The 20,351-nt window shown below is 40.4% G+C and carries 13 protein-coding genes; 9 read left to right on the forward strand and 4 right to left on the reverse strand.

The genetic code is table 11. The features are described from left to right. Positions 1–123 precede the first annotated feature (123 nt). Positions 124–696, reverse strand: a complete 573-nt coding sequence (locus tag N6B01_RS05095) for a TetR/AcrR family transcriptional regulator (RefSeq protein ID WP_262080211.1) — start codon at positions 694–696, stop codon at positions 124–126. A gap of 223 nt (positions 697–919) precedes the next feature. On the opposite strand from N6B01_RS05095, the gene N6B01_RS05100 reads away from it, so the two are divergent. Next, positions 920–2,104, forward strand: coding sequence for an MFS transporter (locus tag N6B01_RS05100; protein WP_262080212.1), 1,185 nt, complete (start codon positions 920–922; stop codon positions 2,102–2,104). A 523-nt stretch (positions 2,105–2,627) separates the two neighbouring features. Here the strand turns inward: N6B01_RS05100 and N6B01_RS05105 are convergent. From N6B01_RS05105 to N6B01_RS05115, 3 genes are read right to left on the reverse strand one after another with little or no spacing between them, the layout of a single operon-like run. Beyond that, entirely contained in the window at positions 2,628–3,815 is a 1,188-nt protein-coding gene (locus N6B01_RS05105; protein WP_182419221.1) for a beta-barrel domain-containing protein, read from the reverse strand. 12 nt (positions 3,816–3,827) lie between these two features. After that, a complete protein-coding gene (locus tag N6B01_RS05110) occupies positions 3,828–6,089 on the reverse strand; it encodes a type I secretion system permease/ATPase (protein ID WP_182419222.1) in 2,262 nt (753 codons plus the stop codon). Positions 6,090–6,105: 16 nt separating this feature from the next. Next, on the reverse strand, positions 6,106–7,560 hold the full coding sequence (locus tag N6B01_RS05115; RefSeq protein ID WP_262080213.1) for a TolC family protein: 1,455 nt from the start codon (positions 7,558–7,560) through the stop codon (positions 6,106–6,108). Between the two features lie 1,336 nt (positions 7,561–8,896). Between N6B01_RS05115 and N6B01_RS05120 the strand changes: the two genes are divergently transcribed. From N6B01_RS05120 to N6B01_RS05155, 8 genes are all read left to right on the forward strand, one after another. Then, on the forward strand, positions 8,897–12,295 hold the full coding sequence (locus tag N6B01_RS05120) for a type I secretion C-terminal target domain-containing protein (protein ID WP_262080214.1): 3,399 nt from the start codon (positions 8,897–8,899) through the stop codon (positions 12,293–12,295). Positions 12,296–12,666: 371 nt separating this feature from the next. After that, complete coding sequence (locus N6B01_RS05125) at positions 12,667–12,996, forward strand: FtsB family cell division protein (protein WP_182419224.1); 330 nt, start codon at positions 12,667–12,669, stop codon at positions 12,994–12,996. A 129-nt stretch (positions 12,997–13,125) separates the two neighbouring features. Beyond that, the gene (pdhA, locus tag N6B01_RS05130; RefSeq protein ID WP_182419225.1) at positions 13,126–14,166 is read left to right on the forward strand and encodes a pyruvate dehydrogenase (acetyl-transferring) E1 component subunit alpha; all 1,041 of its coding nucleotides are present in this window, start codon (positions 13,126–13,128) and stop codon (positions 14,164–14,166) included. Between the two features lie 14 nt (positions 14,167–14,180). After that, on the forward strand, positions 14,181–15,578 hold the full coding sequence (locus N6B01_RS05135; protein WP_262080215.1) for a pyruvate dehydrogenase complex E1 component subunit beta: 1,398 nt from the start codon (positions 14,181–14,183) through the stop codon (positions 15,576–15,578). Positions 15,579–15,630: 52 nt separating this feature from the next. Beyond that, positions 15,631–16,986, forward strand: coding sequence for a pyruvate dehydrogenase complex dihydrolipoamide acetyltransferase (locus tag N6B01_RS05140; RefSeq protein ID WP_410007254.1), 1,356 nt, complete (start codon positions 15,631–15,633; stop codon positions 16,984–16,986). Positions 16,987–17,066: 80 nt separating this feature from the next. Continuing rightward, positions 17,067–18,527, forward strand: coding sequence for a dihydrolipoyl dehydrogenase (gene lpdA, locus N6B01_RS05145; RefSeq protein WP_262080217.1), 1,461 nt, complete (start codon positions 17,067–17,069; stop codon positions 18,525–18,527). A gap of 200 nt (positions 18,528–18,727) precedes the next feature. Next, entirely contained in the window at positions 18,728–19,690 is a 963-nt protein-coding gene (lipA, locus tag N6B01_RS05150) for a lipoyl synthase (protein ID WP_262080218.1), read from the forward strand. Then, on the forward strand, positions 19,690–20,145 hold the full coding sequence (locus N6B01_RS05155) for a type II toxin-antitoxin system RatA family toxin (protein ID WP_182419230.1): 456 nt from the start codon (positions 19,690–19,692) through the stop codon (positions 20,143–20,145). Before lipA ends, N6B01_RS05155 begins: the two co-directional genes overlap by 1 nt. The last annotated feature ends 206 nt before the right edge of the window (positions 20,146–20,351 follow it).

The raw sequence follows: 20,351 nt of genomic DNA on the forward strand, positions 1-20,351 counted from the left end.
TTGTGCCTGATTTCTTTAGAGCGCCATAGATGGTAAGCATATTGAAGAACGTTTTTCAGTGAACCAAATTTGAATTCAAATTGAATTTTTTACATTTTTAGTCTTATAAACCATTCTTGAATTTTATTTATTTGTAATTAATTTTGACTTGACCGTTGATAAAAAACGATCGGATAATTCGCCGTTGGTCGCCCTTGCTAAAAGTAGCGCCCCTACCATTGCAGATATATCATAGATTGCGTCGTCTTTAGCTGTATCACTGTCTTCTAACGTGGTAAGAATAGCTAAAAGTTGTTCTATTCCCTGCTTAAAAGAATTTTTAATCATTTCGCTGGTGTCATTACGCGAAATATCCATGGCGAGACATGATATAGGACAACCTTCAGCAACATTGTTTTTGTTTTCTTGTGACAAGTAGCCTTCTATTATCGCTTGCCGCGCCGCTGCTTGCGAAGGTGCGTCTTTTACTCTTTTTTGCCATTTTTCGTTTGAAGCGTTAAACACGAGCGAACAAATCTTGATCAATAATTCATCTTTTGAGCTGTAATGCTTATAGAAACCACCATGGGTTAAACCAGATGCATTCATAAGATCCGCGATACTAACTTTTAGCCCCTTTTCTTTGATGAGCTTCGCGGTTGTTTTTTCTATTCTTGCGCGATTTTGGATCATTTTGTCCTTTGAAACTCTTGGCATAAAGCCTCCAAATATTAAATCAAAAAATAAATAAAAACGATAATTTACCCGTAAAATGCATCTAAAAATAGAAATTGCATTAAAATAGATTTCATTTATAATCTATTTAAACAGCCTATACAATTTTAAAAACCAAGATTAATCACAGCTGACTTTCCCCTGTTAAATGGATTTGAGAATAATAAGGTCTAATATGTCGACAGAAAAGTTTTAGCCAAATTTTATGTACATCATCATCGGCAGCGCCATTATTTTAGCTTTGTCTTTGGGAATTCGTCATGGATTTGGCCTATATCTTGTGCCTATGAGCCATGAATTTGGTTGGGGCCATAATGTTTTCAGCTTAGCTATTGCGATGCAAAATCTTCTTTGGGGAATAGTGCAACCTTTTACCGGGGCGTTTTCTGACAAATATGGCGCCAAAAGAACCGTCCTTATTGGCGGTGTTCTCTATAGTTTGGGCTTAATGTTAATGGCCATCAGCTCATCTGGGATAATGTTGAACTTAAGCCTTGGTGTTATTTTAGGGGTGGCGCTATCGGCAACGTCTTTTTCTGTATTGCTTTCTGCCGTTGGGCGTGCGGCACCCGTGCAAAAACGCGGCTTAGCGATGGGCATGGCTAGTGCTGCGGGGTCTTTGGGACAATTTATTTTGCTGCCTTCGACATTGCTTTTAATACAAAACTATGGATGGTCGACATCCTTGCTTATCAGTGCTGTATTAAGTGCATTAATTATACCATTGGCATTTTTATTAAAAAATCCTCAGTCGTCTAAAGGCGCTGCTTCTTTAGCGAAAAATAAACAGCAAGCCTCATTAAAAGAAGTAATTGGTATCGCTATCAAATATAAGCCATTTTTGTTTTTATCTTTAGGTTTTTTTGTTTGCGGTTTCCAAGTTGTTTTCATCGGTATTCATATGCCAGGCTATTTAATTGATAATGGTTTTGATAATACGACGGGCACAATATTTTTGGCGCTTGTTGGTCTATTTAATATCGTTGGAACTTATTTAGCTGGCTGGCTTGGTGATAAATATTCAAAGCCGCATTTGTTAATGGCACTATACGGTCTGCGTGGAGTGGCTATAATTATTTTTCTAACTATGCCCTTAACCACTTATTCGGTATATTTATTTGGCGCGGTGATGGGCATCCTTTGGCTCTCGACCGTGCCGCTAACTAATAATATTGTTGCCAACATCTTTGGAGTGCGTTATTTAACCACCCTTGTTGGCCTTGTCTTTTTTACCCATCAAGTAGGATCATTTTTCGGAGGTTGGTTAGGTGGTGTCAACCATGACCTGACTGGAAATTATACAAATATATGGATTTTTGCAATTTTTCTAAGTCTAGTTGGTGTAGCAGTGCATTTCTTTGTTAATGAAAAGGCTATTATTCATGAATAAATCTCTTAAGCTTTTCAAGTTTAATGCAGCACTTATCGCTCTTGGCTTAGTCATGTTTGCAGTTTATTTGTGGACAAAAACCCCTGATTTATTTGCAAATTTCAATCATGCTTTTTGTCCCCATTAATAAGATAATGAATACGGCTACGCTGAAAGCGTTATCAATCTATGATTACAGTTGAAATGACCACATAAAAGAGTAATTTATTTTGCAGCTATTACAAAATTTGCTTATTTTTCTTTTCTTAACCATATGATCTATGCCGTTATTTTTATTAGCAGACCGAATGATTTTACATCATATGCATTTGTCAGTTAATCGAGCGGCTAAAGAAATAGTATTCATGAGGTTAATAATACCAAATAATAATAATTGCGTGAGAGATGAGCGAGTTTTAAGGTGTCTCTTGAACCCGTTTTGAAATTATATTTATGCTTCTTCTAAGGGCGGAGGGGAGCTAATAAAAAATGCCGCAATAAACATGCGGCATTTTGTAGTTTCAATAATTGACGATTGATAAAATTAGCGTTCGCGTAAAGCTTCGCCAGCTCTGTTGAGAGGCTTTAACAAATAAGCAATTATGGTCTTTTGTCCTGTACTAATTTCTGTTGTGGCTACCATACCGGGAAAAATTGAATATTTATGATCCTTTTCAGGATGGTTTTTATCTTTTACATCAATATAGCTTTGATCTGTCTGTACGTGGACACGATAGTAGCGAACGCGCTTATCTGCTTCATCTTCAATAGTATCTGGTGAAATATAAATAACTTTGCCTTTCATAGATCCATATACGCCAGAGTCATAAGCAGAAATTTTTACATTAGCACTTTGTCCATCATGGATAAAAGCAATGTCACGAGGGGTGATCTTGGCTTCAATTACCAATTGATCGTCCTGCGGTACAATTTCCATCAAGATTCCGCCAGGTGCTATAACACCACCAATAGTAGAAACATTGACATTTTTAACAATGCCTTCTGTTGGGGATGTAATAACTCTGCGGCTAAGTTGGTCTTTTAAGCCTCCGAGGCTTTTGATTAGCGGCTCCAATTCGCTCATGGTTTTGGTATAATCATCTCGTAACGCCACAAGATATTGATTTTGACTAGCGCCAAGACTGGTAGTGAGCTCAGCAACGATTTGTTGGAGACGTAGCAATTCGGTCTTGCTTGCCGCGCCACTTTGCATGAGGGGCTGGGCTATTTTAATTTGTTCCTCAGCGAGATTTAACTGGTTTTGGATATTTGAAATGTTTTCTTTAAATGCACGCCTATTAACCGTGAATAGGTTTGTTTCACGTTGCGTTACCTCTTTAAATTTTAACACATCTGCTGGAAAATCAATCTTATCCGCATCGTTAATTTCCGCTTCAATACGCGCAGCTCGGGCTTGCAGCGTGATAATTTTTGATGAGGTTTCATCAAATTTAGCTTGAGACAATTTCATGTCAAGAGTGGCTAATACATCACCTTTTTTAACTGTATCACCTTCTTTTACTGTAAGATTTTCAATAATTCCGCCTTCAAGGTTCTGAACGATCTGTCCTTTCATTGAAGGAATAACTCGACCTTCGCCTACTGCAACCTCTTGAAGCTCAAAAAGACAAGCCCACACTAAAAAAGCAGCAAGGGCAGTCATCATTATCCAAAGCATTATACGGGCCTTATTCGTTACGCCGTATATTTTGAACATTCCATCACTAAACATATTTTCCCCGCCTTATTTTCTAAATGGGTTTTCTGATGCCTTGGCTGGCTTGATTGACAGCACACCAGAACCCGATTTAGCATATGGGTTGGGCGTTTTTGTGGCTTCGGTAGTTGGTGTTGGCTGCACAGCTTGCTGGCCAGCGCTCATTGCTTTTAATATTTCATCCTTAGGTCCATCCCTAATGATGCGACCATTATCTACAATTAATATCCGGTCAACGAGTGATAAAACTGGATATCTATGGGTAGCAACGATTAGCGTGCGATTGGTTAGCCATTGTTGGAGATTGCGTAAAACTTCAACTTCCGTCCCTTCATCAAGTGATGCAGTGGGTTCGTCAAGGATTACGACGTTAGGTGAACGTAAATAAAGACGGCTCAGCATAAGCGCTTGTTTTTGTCCACCTGAAAGTCCGATACCACTTTCGCGAAGTTTTAAATCCAAACCATGGGGCTGATTTAGTAGTAATTTGTCGGCGCATGCTAGTCGCATTGCTTTTAAAATATCTTCATCGCTAGCTAATGGGCTACCAATAAGAAGGTTATCACGCAATGTGCCGTAAAAAAGGCTTGATTCTTGTAGCATTGCACCAACGTCGCGGCGGATATCTGCAATATCAATAATTTTCATTGGTGTGCCATCAAGCGTAATTTGACCTTGAACAGGTGCAGAAAGGCCAGCAATCATACGCAATAGTGTAGATTTACCAGCGCCAACACGCCCCAACACAGCAATCCGCTCACCGGCTGTGATGGTCAAGCGAGGTATAACTAAGGCGGGTTTTTCCATAGGCCCATAGGCATAGGCAACATTTGTAAAGTCGAAGTTACCTAAGATTACAGGCTTGTGGTAATAATCATTTTTGCTGTCATGATCGACAGGTAAAGTAAGCAAACCATCAAGTGCTTTTTTACCAACGCGGGCATTTTGCAAACGACCCAAAATACCTGGAATTTGCGCTAATGGAGCAATTGTACGACTAGTCAGGATTGAGCAGGCAAGCACAGCACCAAATGACATGACATTATTCAAAATACCATACACACCCGCAACAATTACGCCGACATAGGCAAGCTGTTGTATCATTTGTGAAAAATGCATCAATAGAGCAGCCCATTTGCGCTGTTTCAAGCTGATGTCACCGCTCGTCTTGTTGACGTTATCCCAGACGTTACGGAAGCGTGGCTCTGCTTGTAGTAATTTAATGTCTTCTGCGCGGTAGATAGATTCCATTAAAACTGCGTTACGCAACGCCGCTTCGTCAAGGCCAGCATTTGCTAATTTGGCGAGTGGAATTTGGGCAATGATACCAGGTAAAATAATCAACGGAATAGCAAGAATTGGAATCCAAACTAATGGACCACCAAGCGCCCATATAATTGCCAAGAACACTGTAACAAAAGGTAAATCAATTAATACACCAAGCGTACTAGAAGTAAGCAATTCGCGAATTTGGTCAAGGTCACGTAGCTGCGAAACCAAGGTGCCAGGTGAACGTGGTCGTGCATCATTGCGAATATTTAATGTGCGCGAGAAAAACATACCAGACAATTTTAAGTCAGCAAGTTTTCCAAAATAATCCGTAACTGAGACCCGTGACATACGCATCAAGAATTCCATAACCATTGCAATTGCAACGCCGGTAAAAAGAACCCATAGCGTTGAGAGTGATTGCGATGGAACAACGCGATCCCAAACTTGCATCGCAAAAAGTGAAGTACCGATAGCAAGAAGATTACCAAAAAGAGAGCCAAGCCCTAATTGCACCATAAGAGGCCAATTGCTGGTAAAGATACCCCTCAACCACGATTGCGGCTTTTCTTCAAGATATTTGTCAAGACGGTCATCGCGTACAGCTTCATGACGGTCAAGCAATAAGATTTGGCGTTTTCCAGCCTTAAAAAGCTGATCAAGCGCCACGCGGCGTTCAAAAGACTTTCCATTTACTACAAAATGGATCAAAGCCTGCTTTTCGTCAAAGGCAGTTAGCAAACCTAGTTCTTTGCCAATTTCAATGACGCATGGCAACATAGTATTAGAAAGATTGCTTTCGTCTATGCTTAAATAGGTTGCATTAAGGCCGCACGCCAAAGCAATATCTATAGTAGATTGTTTGGGATCCCCGCCTTTTGTCCAAGCTGCCGCATTGCGCACCAATTCAGGTGAAGATTTTATACTAAGCTGACGCGCAGCTAGAAGTAAAACATCAGTCCATTTTGTTGCATCAAAGGCAGGTTGTATACTGCTAATATTTTCAATTTTATCGGTCATTATGACACCCCGCCAATTATCGTCCGCCTCTTAAACGCTCCACTAGTTCACCAACCGCAGTGTAAGCTTTAATACGTGCGGTCATATAGTCGGCCATTGCTGTAACATATTCACTTTCAGCAATAAAAGTTTCGCGTTCGGCATTTACCACATCCGTTAAAGGACGTTTATTTAATGTATATTGTTGCCAATAAAGATCGCGTGATGTCAAAGATAGAGACATCAGTTGTTTTGAATTATCCATTCTGGCGGTAGCACCATCAGCTTCTGTTTTGGCAGAGCTGACAGTGGTTCGTGCAACGAGCCGCTCATTTTCACTTGCCTGCTTGGCTGCATTTACCTCAGCCTGTGCTGAAGCAATTTGGTGTTTTTCCCTAAAGCCTGAATTTAATGAACCGCTCAATTGCAAGCCAACAAATGAATTATCATTGGTGACATTGCGCTGTCCTGTGGATTTTTGTTGGCTTGCAGCTACACTTACCGATGGGTAAAGTTGTGCTTTTGCAAGCCTAACACGTTCGAGCGAAGCTTTAACTTCTGCATCCGCGGCCAAAACATTGGGCGTATTTTCAATTGTATTGCGTCCACGGCCAAGAGAATCAAGGAATTTTGAGGTTGTTTCCATATTCGCCACTTTTGTAGGGCGGATACCAGTTATTTCAGCAAAACGTCCAGCAGCTATATCAAATCTGTTTTGAGCAGATAAAAGATCCGAGCGAGCACGTTGAATCGCCAAGTCTGCTTGATTAAGGTCAACTGCGTCTGAAAGACCGCTTTCAACACGTTCGGCAATTTTTTCACGTGTGCGTCGCATCGCTCCATATTCGCGTTCCGCAGCAGCAATTAATTCTTGAGAGGCGGATAATTCAACGAAAACCACAGACATATTGGTTGCAACATCTTCAACAGCTTTAGATAAAAGGTAGCTGTCTTTTTCGTAAGTCGCTTTGGCTACACCAATTCGGCTTGAAGTGCGACCAAAATCATAGACTAATTGGGTTACACCTACTGAACCGCGCACGCTTGAGCCGGTTCGGTCACTATTACTTGCGGCATAATACCGGTTATAGCCTGGATCTACACCATATTGAAATGTTGGGTACCAAGCCGACTTTTCAATGGAAATTTGTGCATTGCTCTGGACAACAACAGCTGATGCGCGGCCAATATCTGGGTGGCGCGCGATTGCAATACCCACGGCATCGGTAATATTGAGGTTATCAGTATTGATTGTATGGAGCGGATTGTTACTCGCATTGCTAACATCATTCGCTCTTGCTAATGAAAGAGTCGATTGGGGCGGATTTGCTAATGCTTGCACATTTTGATTTCGTTTTAACTTTAATCCTTGGCAACCTGATAAAGTTAGAAAGCATGCCATTGATAGCGCGCCGATAAATACTTTGCCAGACGAATTGGATAAAGATTTCACTGCAGCTTTTTCACCCCGTTTTGCACTCTGCGATGTCATCATTATTCCTTTTAAAATAAATGTTTTATTCAAATAAATTTTCTTTAATAATTGCCAAACAATTTAGAGTGAGGCAAATATCTTATCCACCATATTCAATATTTGAGGCTATTTATTATTGCAATCCAATAAGATTGTGCAATTTTAGAATAAATTGATAAAAAATCCACTCATGAAATTAGCAATTACAATCATGATGCATTAACCCAGCCCGCTATTTTAAAAACCTACTTATAGTATAATTGCTCATAGAACAAGAGAAACAAAAATAGTTTTTTGGTTTTTATTACAATCTTAGCAATTTACTGGCCAATAGCTTTATTAATCGAAAATGTTCGAGGATTTTTCTATGTTGTGAAATATCTTGCCAGCAGTGTTCCTCGATCAGCCAAATTTATAATGGATGAATGGTTGAATGGTTCCATTTATAGTAAAAAATCTCGCATCCTGAAAAGGCATAGGCATGCTGTAATTTATGGTTTGGTAAGCTAAATGGGGATGTTGCCAATGTTTGTTTATCTTTTTGTATGCATTGGTGGTTTGTTGGACTTTTCTCTTTGGCGTGATGTGTCACACCCCTAGCGCTAGACACCTTAGCTGTTACTTCTTTAATTCCGCGACTTATATCGATCTCTAACCGTTTTGTTTGCAGGGGTTCTAATTTGTTTAGACGTCGTCGGATTCCATTTTATTATATATCAAAGTGTAGTGAAAAATGCTGGGCAGTGCAGCAATCTTCGATTTTGTGTTTTGGAATATGTTACTCCTGATAATGGTTAATTGTCTTTAGAAAATTGCACGCTTTGTAGACAACTCTTTTGTGAGTGGAAGGGATTAAAGTTGGATGCTGTAACAAAGCAAGGTACAAAGTGGAATTTTACTATATTTTTTGGCACGTATTATAATTACAACTTCGAAATAAGGTGCTAGTTGCCGGTTATTTTGAAAGAATTATTAAATTATATTCCTTAAATGTAATGTATTTTTTTATTTGGTTTGGTTAGTTTTTTATTATATTTGAAATTTAAGAAATTTATGTAGTAATATTTTCGAATTTTATTTTTTTATAAATTAGTTTTAATTTATTTATATTTGTTTTTTTCATTTTAATAAAAATATATTGATATTATATGTATTTTTATAGTAAGGATATTTTGATTTTTGTTTATATCGATCATGAGAAATTTGAATTCTTATTTTTGTTCTACGGGGTGTTTGGGGTAGAGATAAGGATATGACGATTTTTCTAAGATAAGTTATCAAAATTCGTTTGGCTGCTGGTTTTGGTTACATTTTGTTACCATCTGGCTTACTAGTTTGTTGAAGGCGGGGAAATATGGCTTCTATATCATTTGTTGGGACTAGTGGTTCTGATCATCAGATCCATTTTGGGTTTGATTCAAATAAAGAAAAGAAAGTTTTGTGGTTTGACATTGTTGATTATGCGCCAGGTTCTCAGGTGCGTTTAATATCAACAAATAATCCAAACGATGTGTATTTTGGGCAATATGACTCTGTTACCGGTTATTGGATGGTTGATCTAACCAGTGGGCCTGCTTTTGATGCAGGTTATTTACCATTTACCATAAGCGTTATTGGGCAAGACCCTGTCGATAGTGCTAATTTGTTTTTTAGGGTTCATGTTCTGCCCCCAATTACAACTGTGCCAATTATCGAAACTTTTACTGATAATGTTGGGCTTCTGCCGGATGGTCAAGGTGAGTTTCCTTCAGGAACCCAAACAGATGATCGCACCATTACGCTTAATGGCAAGGTCGATAGTGAATATTTAAATAATCCTGAAAAAAGCTTTTATAAATTAGTAATTTATCAAAATGGTGTACGCCTTGGTACGGCGAATGTCGATGCAAATGGTAATTGGTCTTATGTGGTCGATGATGTTCTTGAGCATCATACTAAGTATAATTATGAGGCTCGCTTTGAGGATGATGGGGGAAACATAGGCGATTATTCATCTAAGTTTGTTGTTGATGTTGAGTTGTCTATATCTATAGATTCTTTAACTACCGCAGATTTTACTCCACTGCTAACTGGACATATAGGTTTTGAACTTTTACAAGATGAATACGTAACAATAAGCGTAAACGGAAAAACTTATAGTTCTTCTAATGGTCAGGTTGTCGTTGATCAAGAAAAAATGACTTGGTCATTACAAATTCCAGATAGTGATGCTTTAAAAGCAGGAACTTATGAAGTTGTTGCCGCATTGCATAAATCTACAGGGGAAATAATTGTACAGGACAATACTGCAAATGAGTTGCGCATTCTCGATCCGGTGATTCCACCTGTTGTTGAAGGGAATGATGACGAAAAAGCAACCGCGATGACGCTCAGCGAAAATGGGCAGTGGAAAATTTATACTAACGGAACAGTACTCGACCAAAAAGCGACTGATGAAAAAACGTTTGGTACGTTTGACCAGACCCATTTAAAGGGTAAAGATGTATATGGTCCAATTAATAAACCTACTGCTGGAACGCAAAATGGTACATGGTTGGATATAAATCGTGACGGGTACATGGATTTTGTCTCCAACGATGGTAATGCCGAAACCGGTCAGCAGATGTATTATAATATTGGTAATAATACCTATCTATCATATCAAATAGGTAGCCAATATCGAAATGGGCCAGATTACAATCCTAAAGCTAATGTTATGGCTCAATATGCTGGCGTTATTGGTTTTGACAAAAATGGGAATGGTTTTGCAGATATTGCCTATGGCAATATTGCTCCAGGGCGGTCTGGTTTTGTGACGGCCCCAGGAAGCGGTTATACATCTAATCGCACTTGGGATAGTCAGATTGTCAGTAATATTAACGGTAATGTTCAATCTATGGTTAAAGATAAGAATTTTACTGATTCGCGACTTGGGCCATCTAATTTTGATTATTCGCCAAATGCTTATAATGCTCAGCCAGGGCCAGAAATTTCCGGTGTTGATCTTAATAATGATGGCATTGTGGACCTCGTCTATCATGGTGTTAGCGGCTATAGTAAACTTGGTAACGAAAGACCTGATGTTCGCCGAATGAGTAATGATCAGCAACGGCTCGTTGTTGTGTCAAGTGATGGTAAAGATGGTTATTCGACAAGTCAAATTATTGAAGGGGTTTTCCAAAATACTGGTAAGGCAAATTCCACGACAAGTAATGCTATTTCCATGACTTGGGCTGATTTTAACGGCGATGGTTTCATGGATTTGTTTATTGGCCGTGGCAAGGCTCAAGATGGCCATTCTGAGTATGAAAGCCGTATCCTTTACAATGATGGTAATGGAAATCTTGGTTCAACTGCTCCAAATGCCATAGGGACGGCTAATAATATTCATTGGCTAGGCGATAATTTGGAAGGTGGTCCATCAATTGCTGTCGATTGGAATGGCGATGGAAAAATGGATATTATCGAACTACCAGCTTATTCCGCTGGTAACGGTGTATCTGCAAATGGTACCACTGGTACAGTCAATCTTTACACCAATAACTCAACGTCCTCTGGTAATAGTTTTTCGACTTCCAATCTGTTAGGCGGTACTAATACAATAGGTGTAAACGGTACAGTAAATGCGCATAAAAGTCCTGGTAAAAATGATCCTGTAACAGGCGCTGTTGTTGCTGATATTAATTGGGATGGTGCTCAAGATTTGTTGATTTTCACACAACAAGGAAATACAGAAATCGTCCGCAATCAAACAACAATTGCTAAGGGAACAGCATTGCATTTCCGAATTCTTGATCAAGAGGGTATTAATTCATTTTTAGGAAATACCGTTCAACTATACGATTCCAAAGGAAACCTTGTTGCTTCTCAAATTATAAATCCTCAGTCTGGTAACCAAACTAGCGATACGTCAGGTATTGTCAATTTTTACGGACTAGATCCAAATGAGACCTATTCACTTAAATTATTGCGTAATGTGAAAGGTGTGAGTTCGAATATAGATTCAACTGTTAATGAAGCTTGGGGTGGTTTTGTTGCTGGCGAAGCATATGAAGCACATGTATTGACCGCTGAGAGTGGAGATAGCTCAAAAAATGCCAATTTGGGTACCGGTATTGTCGGTACGGGTTACAATGACACATTTTATGCGACTAAAGGGACCGATAAATATGACGGCGCTGGCGGTTGGTCCATAGTGAATGGGCATAAAGAGTGGAGCGATACGGGTGGTCTCGATATTATAGACTTTAAGTTGGCTGGTAATACCGCAGTTAATGTTGATTTAAGTAAGACAACTTACCAAAATACTGGCTTTAATACAGTGCTATTGAAGAATATCGAAGGTGTTGCTGGTGGTAATGGTAACGATACCTTCACAGGTAATGGTCAAGATAATTATTTTAATGGCCGTGGTGGTGATGATACCTTTAATCTCCATAATAGTGGTCATCATACATTGATATATGAGCGTATTGATGTAAATGACGCAACCGGTGGCAATGGTCATGATATTGCAAATGGTTTTACCATTGGTGATTTTAATACAAATGCCAATGCGGATCGTATCGATCTTTCGGGATTGTTGATTGGTTATCAGGATGGCGTCAGCAATATTGCCGATTATATTTCTGTGGTACATCAAGGTAATAATACTATAATTTCGGTTGATATTGACGGTACAGATTCGCAGTTTTCTAGTTCCGCGATATTAACATTGAATAACGTTCTTACAGATTTAGATACTTTGGTGAATAATCATCAGATTGTTGTTTAATTTAGTTGGAGCTCTAACTGAAAATTTGAATTGCTTCCTGCGCTTGTTGGTGTGGGAAGCTTTTTTGTTTGGGTGACCTTAATCTCTTAGAATTGGTTGAGGGCTGAGTTAAGGTTGTTTTGATTTTAGTATACTGAATGCCTATGAGAAAAGTTCTTTTTAATTGAATGCATATTAGTTATTTTAGTAATCAGACGTTAAGCATATTTTGCTATATTGGAGGTCGTCTAGTAATCTTCTTTAACCTAAATATGCGTAATTTAATGATTTAAATGTGAGCGAGCTAAGCTGAAAGGCCTGTTGCGGTCTGTAAAGATTGTAAGCATATTAAAATCATTTTGTGATTCCAAAGCTAAGGGCAGCATTAGTAAATGTGGACAAAACAAAAACGTAAAACCAATCGTAGTCGCTTTATTTTGCCAATCATTACCGTGGCTGTATTGTCTTATTTTGGTTATCATATTTACCATGGCGAATATGGTCTATATTCACGCGAAAATGTTGATGAGCATATCATGGTACTTAATTCAGAGCTTCATAAGCTTGAGACCCAACGCCAGACTATGGAATTGAAAGTTTCATTGTTGCGCGATGGCGAAATTGAGAAGGATATGCTGGATGAGTGGGCGCGCAGGAATCTTAGTGTTTCCAACCCGAATGAATTGACAATAATTACCTCTCAAGGTGATAAATCAAATTAACCAAAATTAGGTTAATTTTAAAAGTTATGTAAAAACAGATACTTATCACTATTGTTAACTGATTTAAAAGACTTGTAACTTTCTTTCTGACAGCGTATTTTAAGGAATACCTATCACAGGGAGTTAAAAATGGTCGCAAAAGCAAAAAAGGCGCCTACCAAGCTTGTAGAAAGCGCTTTGTCTAATGCCATGCCGACACCAAGTCCGGCAGAATTTACCAAAGAAGAAGAGCTAAACGCTTATCGCGAAATGCTGTTGATTCGCCGCTTTGAAGAAAAAGCTGGCCAATTATATGGCATGGGGTTGATTGGCGGTTTTTGCCATCTCTATATCGGGCAAGAAGCTGTCGTTGTTGGCATGCTTAAGGTTTCCAAAGAAGGTGACCAGATTATCACCTCTTACCGTGATCACGGTCACATGTTAGCCGCCGGCATGAGCGCGCGCGGTGTGATGGCCGAGTTAACTGGGCGTCAAGGTGGCTTTTCCAAAGGGAAAGGCGGCTCAATGCATATGTTCTCCAAAGAAAAGAATTTTTATGGTGGTCATGGTATCGTTGGTGCACAAGTACCGATCGGCACAGGTCTTGCCTTTGCCAATCGCTATCTAGGTAATGACAATGTATCATTAACTTTCTTTGGCGATGGTGCGGCCAATCAGGGGCAGGTATATGAGAGTTTTAACATGGCTTCTTTATGGAAGCTGCCGGTTATTTATGTGATTGAAAATAATCATTATGCTATGGGCACTTCGGTTTCACGCGCTTCTGCGGAGACGGATTTTTCAAAGCGCGGCCTTTCTTTTGAAATTCCTGGTATCGTTGTTGATGGTATGGATGTACGCGCAGTAGCTGCTGCGGCTGAAGAAGCTATGGCTTGGGCGCGCGGTGGTAATGGGCCGATTATTCTCGATATGCAAACCTATCGTTATCGCGGCCACTCTATGTCTGACCCTGCAAAATATCGCAGTAAGGAAGAAGTGCAAAAAATGCGCTCTGAGCATGATCCAATTGATCAGGTGAAAAAACGCCTTATGGATAATGGTTGGGCAAGTGAAGAAGAATTAAAAGTAATTGATAAAGATGTCAGAGCAATTGTAGCTGATGCAGCTGAATTTGCTGAGAATGATCCTGAGCCAGATGTTTCTGAACTCTGGACGGATATTCTGGTTTAAGGAGGTTTGCTAACATGTCTATTGATATTCTTATGCCTGCATTGTCACCAACAATGGAAGAGGGCAAAATTTCTAAATGGTTGAAAAAAGAAGGCGATAAGGTTGAGCCCGGCGATACTATTGCTGAAATTGAAACCGATAAAGCCACAATGGAAGTAGAATCTGCGGATGAAGGTATTATTGGCAAGATTCTTGTACCTGAAGGCAGTGAAGGTGTTAAAGTTAATACGCCAATAGCTATTTTGCTTGAAGATGGTGAAACTGAGGCTGATTTAGGAAAAGCTGTTAACCCTGCAGATAAAAATAAGGCTCCAGCAGCAGATCAAGTTGCTGCTCTAAGTGAATCCGTTGTGCAACCGGCAAAGGTTGCTGCAAGTCCAATTGCTGTTGAAGTTGAAAACGATCCTGAAATTCCTGCTGGTACGCAAATGGTTATGACCACCGTGCGCGATGCTTTACGCGATGCTATGGCTGAAGAAATGCGCCGCGATGATAGGGTTTTCCTTATCGGTGAGGAAGTTGCCGAATATCAAGGCGCTTATAAGGTTAGCCAAGGCTTGCTTGAAGAATTTGGTGCAAAGCGTGTTGTTGACACCCCAATTACCGAACAAGGTTTTGCTGGTCTTGGCGTTGGTGCAGCCTTTGCTGGCTTGCGGCCAATTGTCGAGTTTATGACGTTTAATTTTGCGATGCAGGCGATTGACCAGATCATTAATTCAGCGGCAAAAACCCGTTATATGTCTGGTGGACAAATGTCAGCTCCGATGGTGTTTCGTGGTCCAAATGGAGCGGCGGCTCGTGTTGGTGCGCAGCATTCACAAGATTATGCTGCTTGGTATAGCCAAATTCCTGGTTTAAAAGTGGTTATGCCTTATACTGCGGCCGATGCTAAAGGGCTTTTAAAAGCTGCAATTCGTGACGAAAATCCAGTTATTTTCCTTGAAAACGAATTAGTTTATGGCCAACAATTTGAAGTTCCCGATATGGAAGATTTTGTCTTGCCAATCGGTAAAGCTCGCATTCATAAAAAAGGTAATGATGTAACGATCGTATCTTTTGGTGCTGGTATGAAACACTCAATCCTTGCGGTTGATGAATTGGCTAAACAAGGCATTGATGCAGAATTAATTGATTTGCGTACTATCCGCCCAATGGATCTACCAACCATTATCCAGTCGGTCATCAAAACTGGACGTTTGGTAACTGTTGAGGAAGGTTTCCCGCAATCATCTGTTGGTACGGAAATTGCAACACGGGTGATGCAACAAGCCTTTGACTATCTTGATGCGCCAATCATGACGGTTGCCGGTAAAGATGTGCCAATGCCTTATGCGGCCAATCTTGAAAAGCTTGCCTTACCAACCATGGAAGACGTGATTGAAGCTGTAAAAGCTGTCACCTATAGCAATTGATGGAGATTGTAATATGCCAATAAAAATTACAATGCCGGCGCTTTCACCAACTATGGAAGAGGGTACTCTATCAAAATGGTTGGTAAAAGAAGGTGATAATGTTACTTCGGGTGATGTTATCGCCGAGATTGAAACCGATAAGGCTACAATGGAAGTTGAAGCCGTGGACGAAGGCGTGGTTGCTAAAATTTTAGTGCCAGCTGGTAGTGCAGGCGTAAGAGTAAACTCTGTCATTGCTATTTTAGCCGCTGATGGTGAAGATGTTGCAGCCGCAGCAAAGGCAGCTGATGCTTCTACATCAAGTGATGTGGTAAAAGATGTGGCTATTGCAAGTGATAATCAAGCACCGATACAGCAATCAACACCGCAGACTGCAGACGCACAAGGTTCAGTTGCCCAAGCTAATGCCACTCAAGACAATGCTACAGATGGCAATGCGGGCAAAGGAAATCGGGTATTTTCTTCACCTTTAGCACGGCGCTTAGCAAAAGATGGTGGACTTGATATTGCAACCGTTGTTGGTACTGGCCCCCATGGCCGTGTCATTAAGCGCGATGTTGAAGCTGCATTGCAATCAGGTATAGCCAAAGTTGCTACAAACGCTACTAGTAATGCTGCAGCGCAAACGTCAGCAAGCGCTGCGCCAACCATTAGTGCGCCATCAGATGATGCTGTGCTTAAGCTATTTAAAGAAGACGAGTATGAGGTTGTGCCGCATGATACGATGCGTAAGACAATTGCACGCCGTCTTGTTGAATCAAAGCTTACTGTGCCACATTTTTATGTGACGGTTGATTGTGAACTCGACGCATTGTTAAAGCTACGTGCTGAACTTAATAGTGCTGCACCAATGGTTAAAAATGATGCAGGGACTGCACCAGCCTATAAGCTATCAGTTAATGATATGGTAATTAAGGCTGTAGCTATGGCATTAAAGGCGCAGCCTGATGCCAATGTTTCTTGGCTTGATTCAGGGATGATCCGCCATAAGCATGCTGATATTGGTGTGGCGGTGTCTATACCCAATGGTTTAATTACGCCAATTGTTCGTCATGCCGATGAAAAATCTCTTTCTGCCATTTCAAATGAAATGAAAGATTTGGCAAAACGTGCGCGTGAACGCAAGTTAAAGCCAGAGGAATATCAAGGTGGTTCTAGCTCTGTTTCCAATATGGGAATGTTTGGTGTTAAATCATTCTCGGCAATTGTTAACCCGCCACAAGCGACCATATTCGCAATTGGCGCAGGTATTCAGCGTGCTGTAGTTAAAGATGGTGCTTTAGCGGTTGCAAGTGTCATGTCGGTAACAATTTCTACCGATCACCGTGCGGTTGATGGTGCTTTGGCTGCACAATTGGCACAAACATTTAAAGGGTTGATTGAAAACCCAATGAGTATGCTGGTTTAAAATCTTAGGCGTGAGTGGGCTCCACTCACGCCTTATTTAATCAAAAGCATTCCGGCTAATTTTTTTGATGGAGTAGAAGCGTGTCAGCAAGTTATGATGTTATTGTTATCGGCTCTGGCCCAGGTGGTTATGTTACGGCTATCCGCGCTGCGCAATTAGGCTTTAAGACCGCAATTGTTGAGCGTGAGCATCTAGGTGGAATTTGTCTTAACTGGGGTTGTATTCCAACCAAGGCACTTTTGCGTTCGGCTGAAGTCAAGCATTTAAGCGAGCACGCTAAAGATTACGGTCTTACTCTTAATGGTACAATGAGTGCTAATATTGATGCCGTTGTAAAACGCTCACGTGGTGTTTCAGCTAGATTAACTGCTGGTGTCGGCTTCTTGATGAAAAAGAATAAAATCGACATTATTTGGGGTGAGGCTAAGCTTACCAAAGGTGCAAAAGGACAAGAACTTGCTGAAATTATTGTTGGCAAGCCCTCAAAACCTGCCCATCAGCCACAAAATGCTGCGCCTAAAAATATTTTGGGTGAGGGTACCTATAAGGCTAAGCATATTATTGTGGCAACGGGTGCACGCCCGCGTGCATTGCCGGGAATTGAACCCGATGGCAAATTGATTTGGACCTATTTTGAAGCAATGGTGCCAAGCAGCATGCCTAAATCCATCGTTGTTATGGGATCTGGTGCGATTGGTATTGAATTTGCGTCTTTCTATCGTGATATGGGGGCGGAGGTTACCGTTGTAGAATTAATGCCGCAGATCATGCCCGTGGAAGATCAAGAAATTTCAACCATTGCTCGTAAGCAGCTCGAAAAACGCGGTATCCGAATTATTACTGAGGCTAAAGTTACTAAGGTTGATAAGGGCGCAAATTCAATTACGGCGAATGTTGAAGCCAATGGTAAAATCGAAACTATTACAGCAGACCGGTTGATTTCAGCTGTTGGCGTACAAGGCAATATTGAAAATATCGGCTTAGAAACTGTAGGTGTTAAAACTGATCGTGGTTGTATCGCTATTGATCAATGGAGCCGCACTAATATTGAAGGTATTTACGCTATTGGAGATGTTGCGGGTCCGCCAATGCTTGCCCATAAAGCAGAAGAAGAGGGCGTTATCTGCGTTGAAAAAATTGCAGGTCTCAAAAATGTTCATCCGCTTGATAAGGGTAAAATCCCTGGTTGTACCTATTGTAACCCTCAGGTTGCATCAGTTGGTTTAACCGAGGCAAAAGCAAAAGCGGCTGGGTTAGATGTTCGGGTTGGGCGCTTTAGTTTTGCTGCTAATGGTAAAGCCATTGCTCTTGGTGAAGATCAAGGCATGGTCAAAACAATTTTTGATAAAAAGACTGGCGAATTATTGGGCGCTCATTTGGTGGGGCCAGAAGTCACAGAACTCGTTCAAGGTTTTGTTATTGCAATGAATCTTGAAACAACGGAAGAAGAACTTATCCATACGGTATTCCCACATCCAACCCTTTCTGAAGCAATGAAGGAAAGTGTTTTGGACGCTTACGGTATGGTTTTAAATGCTTAAAGTTATATAGATCATATCAAGACCAAAGCGGTGATATTAACATTACTTTGGTCTTGGCATTCAATAAAACGTGGGATATATGCACAACTACTTGTTGTTGACAGAGATTATATCTATTTAAAGTGATAAAATGAATTCGCTTTAATTTCGCATAATGCTTTGGTAAATTGGCTCAAGCAATTGCCGGAAGAGGAATAAAAATGGTTACGGTGCTCAATACTGTTGCTCAAAAACGAGCAAGGCATCCTGAAAAAGCGCATAAGCCGGATAATGAGGTTTTAAAAAAGCCAGATTGGATTCGGGTAAAAGCACCAACCTCGAAGATTTATGCAGAAACTCGTGATATCGTTCGCACCAATAAGCTGGTTACCGTTTGTGAAGAAGCGGGTTGCCCTAATATGGGTGAGTGTTGGCATCAACGTCATGCCAGTTTCATGATTATGGGGGAAATTTGTACACGCGCTTGTGCATTTTGTAATGTAACCACTGGTATTCCTTTGCCGCTTGATGATGGTGAGCCTCAGCGTGTTGCTGATGCAATTCAACAAATGGGTTTAAAGCATGTGGTGATTACCTCTGTGGATCGTGACGATCTTGCTGATGGTGGTGCTATGCATTTTGCTAAAGTCATCAAGGCAATTCGTTCAACCAATCCACAAACCACCATTGAGGTACTAACCCCAGATTTTCGTCATAAGGATGGCGCATTAGAAATCGTGGTAGCTGCTAAGCCTGACGTGTTTAACCATAATTTGGAAACTGTTCCATCGAAATATCTCAAGGTGCGCCCTGGTGCGCGTTACTTCCAATCTATTCGTTTACTGCAAAAGGTAAAAGAGCTTGATCCGTCTATCTTTACCAAGTCTGGCATTATGGTTGGATTCGGCGAAGAGCGTAATGAAATATTGCAATTGATGGATGATTTACGTTCCGCCGATGTTGATTTTATGACGATCGGCCAATATTTGCAGCCAACGCGCAAGCATCATCCGGTTATTCGGTTTATAACGCCGGAAGAATTTAAGTCCTATGCTACAATTGGTAAAACCAAAGGCTTTTTGCATATGGCATCAAGCCCATTAACGCGTTCATCACACCATGCTGGTGATGATTTCGAGATGTTAAAAGCAGCCCGAGCTGCTCAACTTGCAGCCAAACGCTAATGCCTAGAATTTCAACTAAAATGATTGTCGCACATAGGCCAGATCAGATGTTTGATCTGGTTGCTGATGTAGAAAAATATCCTGAATTCGTACCGATGTGCGAAGCGCTGATTATTAGACAAAAGCGCGAAAAAGACGATAAGGTATTGTTAGTTGCCGATATGACAGCTGGTTATAAGCTCATCCGTGAGACTTTTACTAGCCAAGTTTTACTTGACCGCAATCAAGGTATCATTGATGTAAAATATATTGACGGGCCCTTTAAACATCTTGAAAATCGTTGGACTTTTTCTCCACAAGAGAGTGGGGAAGGGTGCGATGTTGATTTTTATATGGATTATGAATTCAAAAACCGCATGCTAACAATTTTGGTTGGATCGGTTTTTGATATGGCTTTTCAAAAAATGACATCGGCATTTGAAAAACGCGCCGATGAGATTTATGGCAACTCTTAATTGCTGATAATGGTACTAATTCTAACAAGAAATATAATAAAAGCTCGGAATATTTTGGGTGTTAATATAGGGGCTGAGCCTAGTGAAGATCAAAAAAAGTAGTGTAGGTCTTTAGATCCGAAATTATATTTTTACCTTAATCATATCATTTTGCTTATTGTATAACTTATTTGGTTTGCTAACGCATAACCATTTTTAGTTGCTCA

It is taken from the genome of Bartonella sp. HY406, from assembly GCF_025449315.1.
Lineage (GTDB): Bacteria > Pseudomonadota > Alphaproteobacteria > Rhizobiales > Rhizobiaceae > HY038.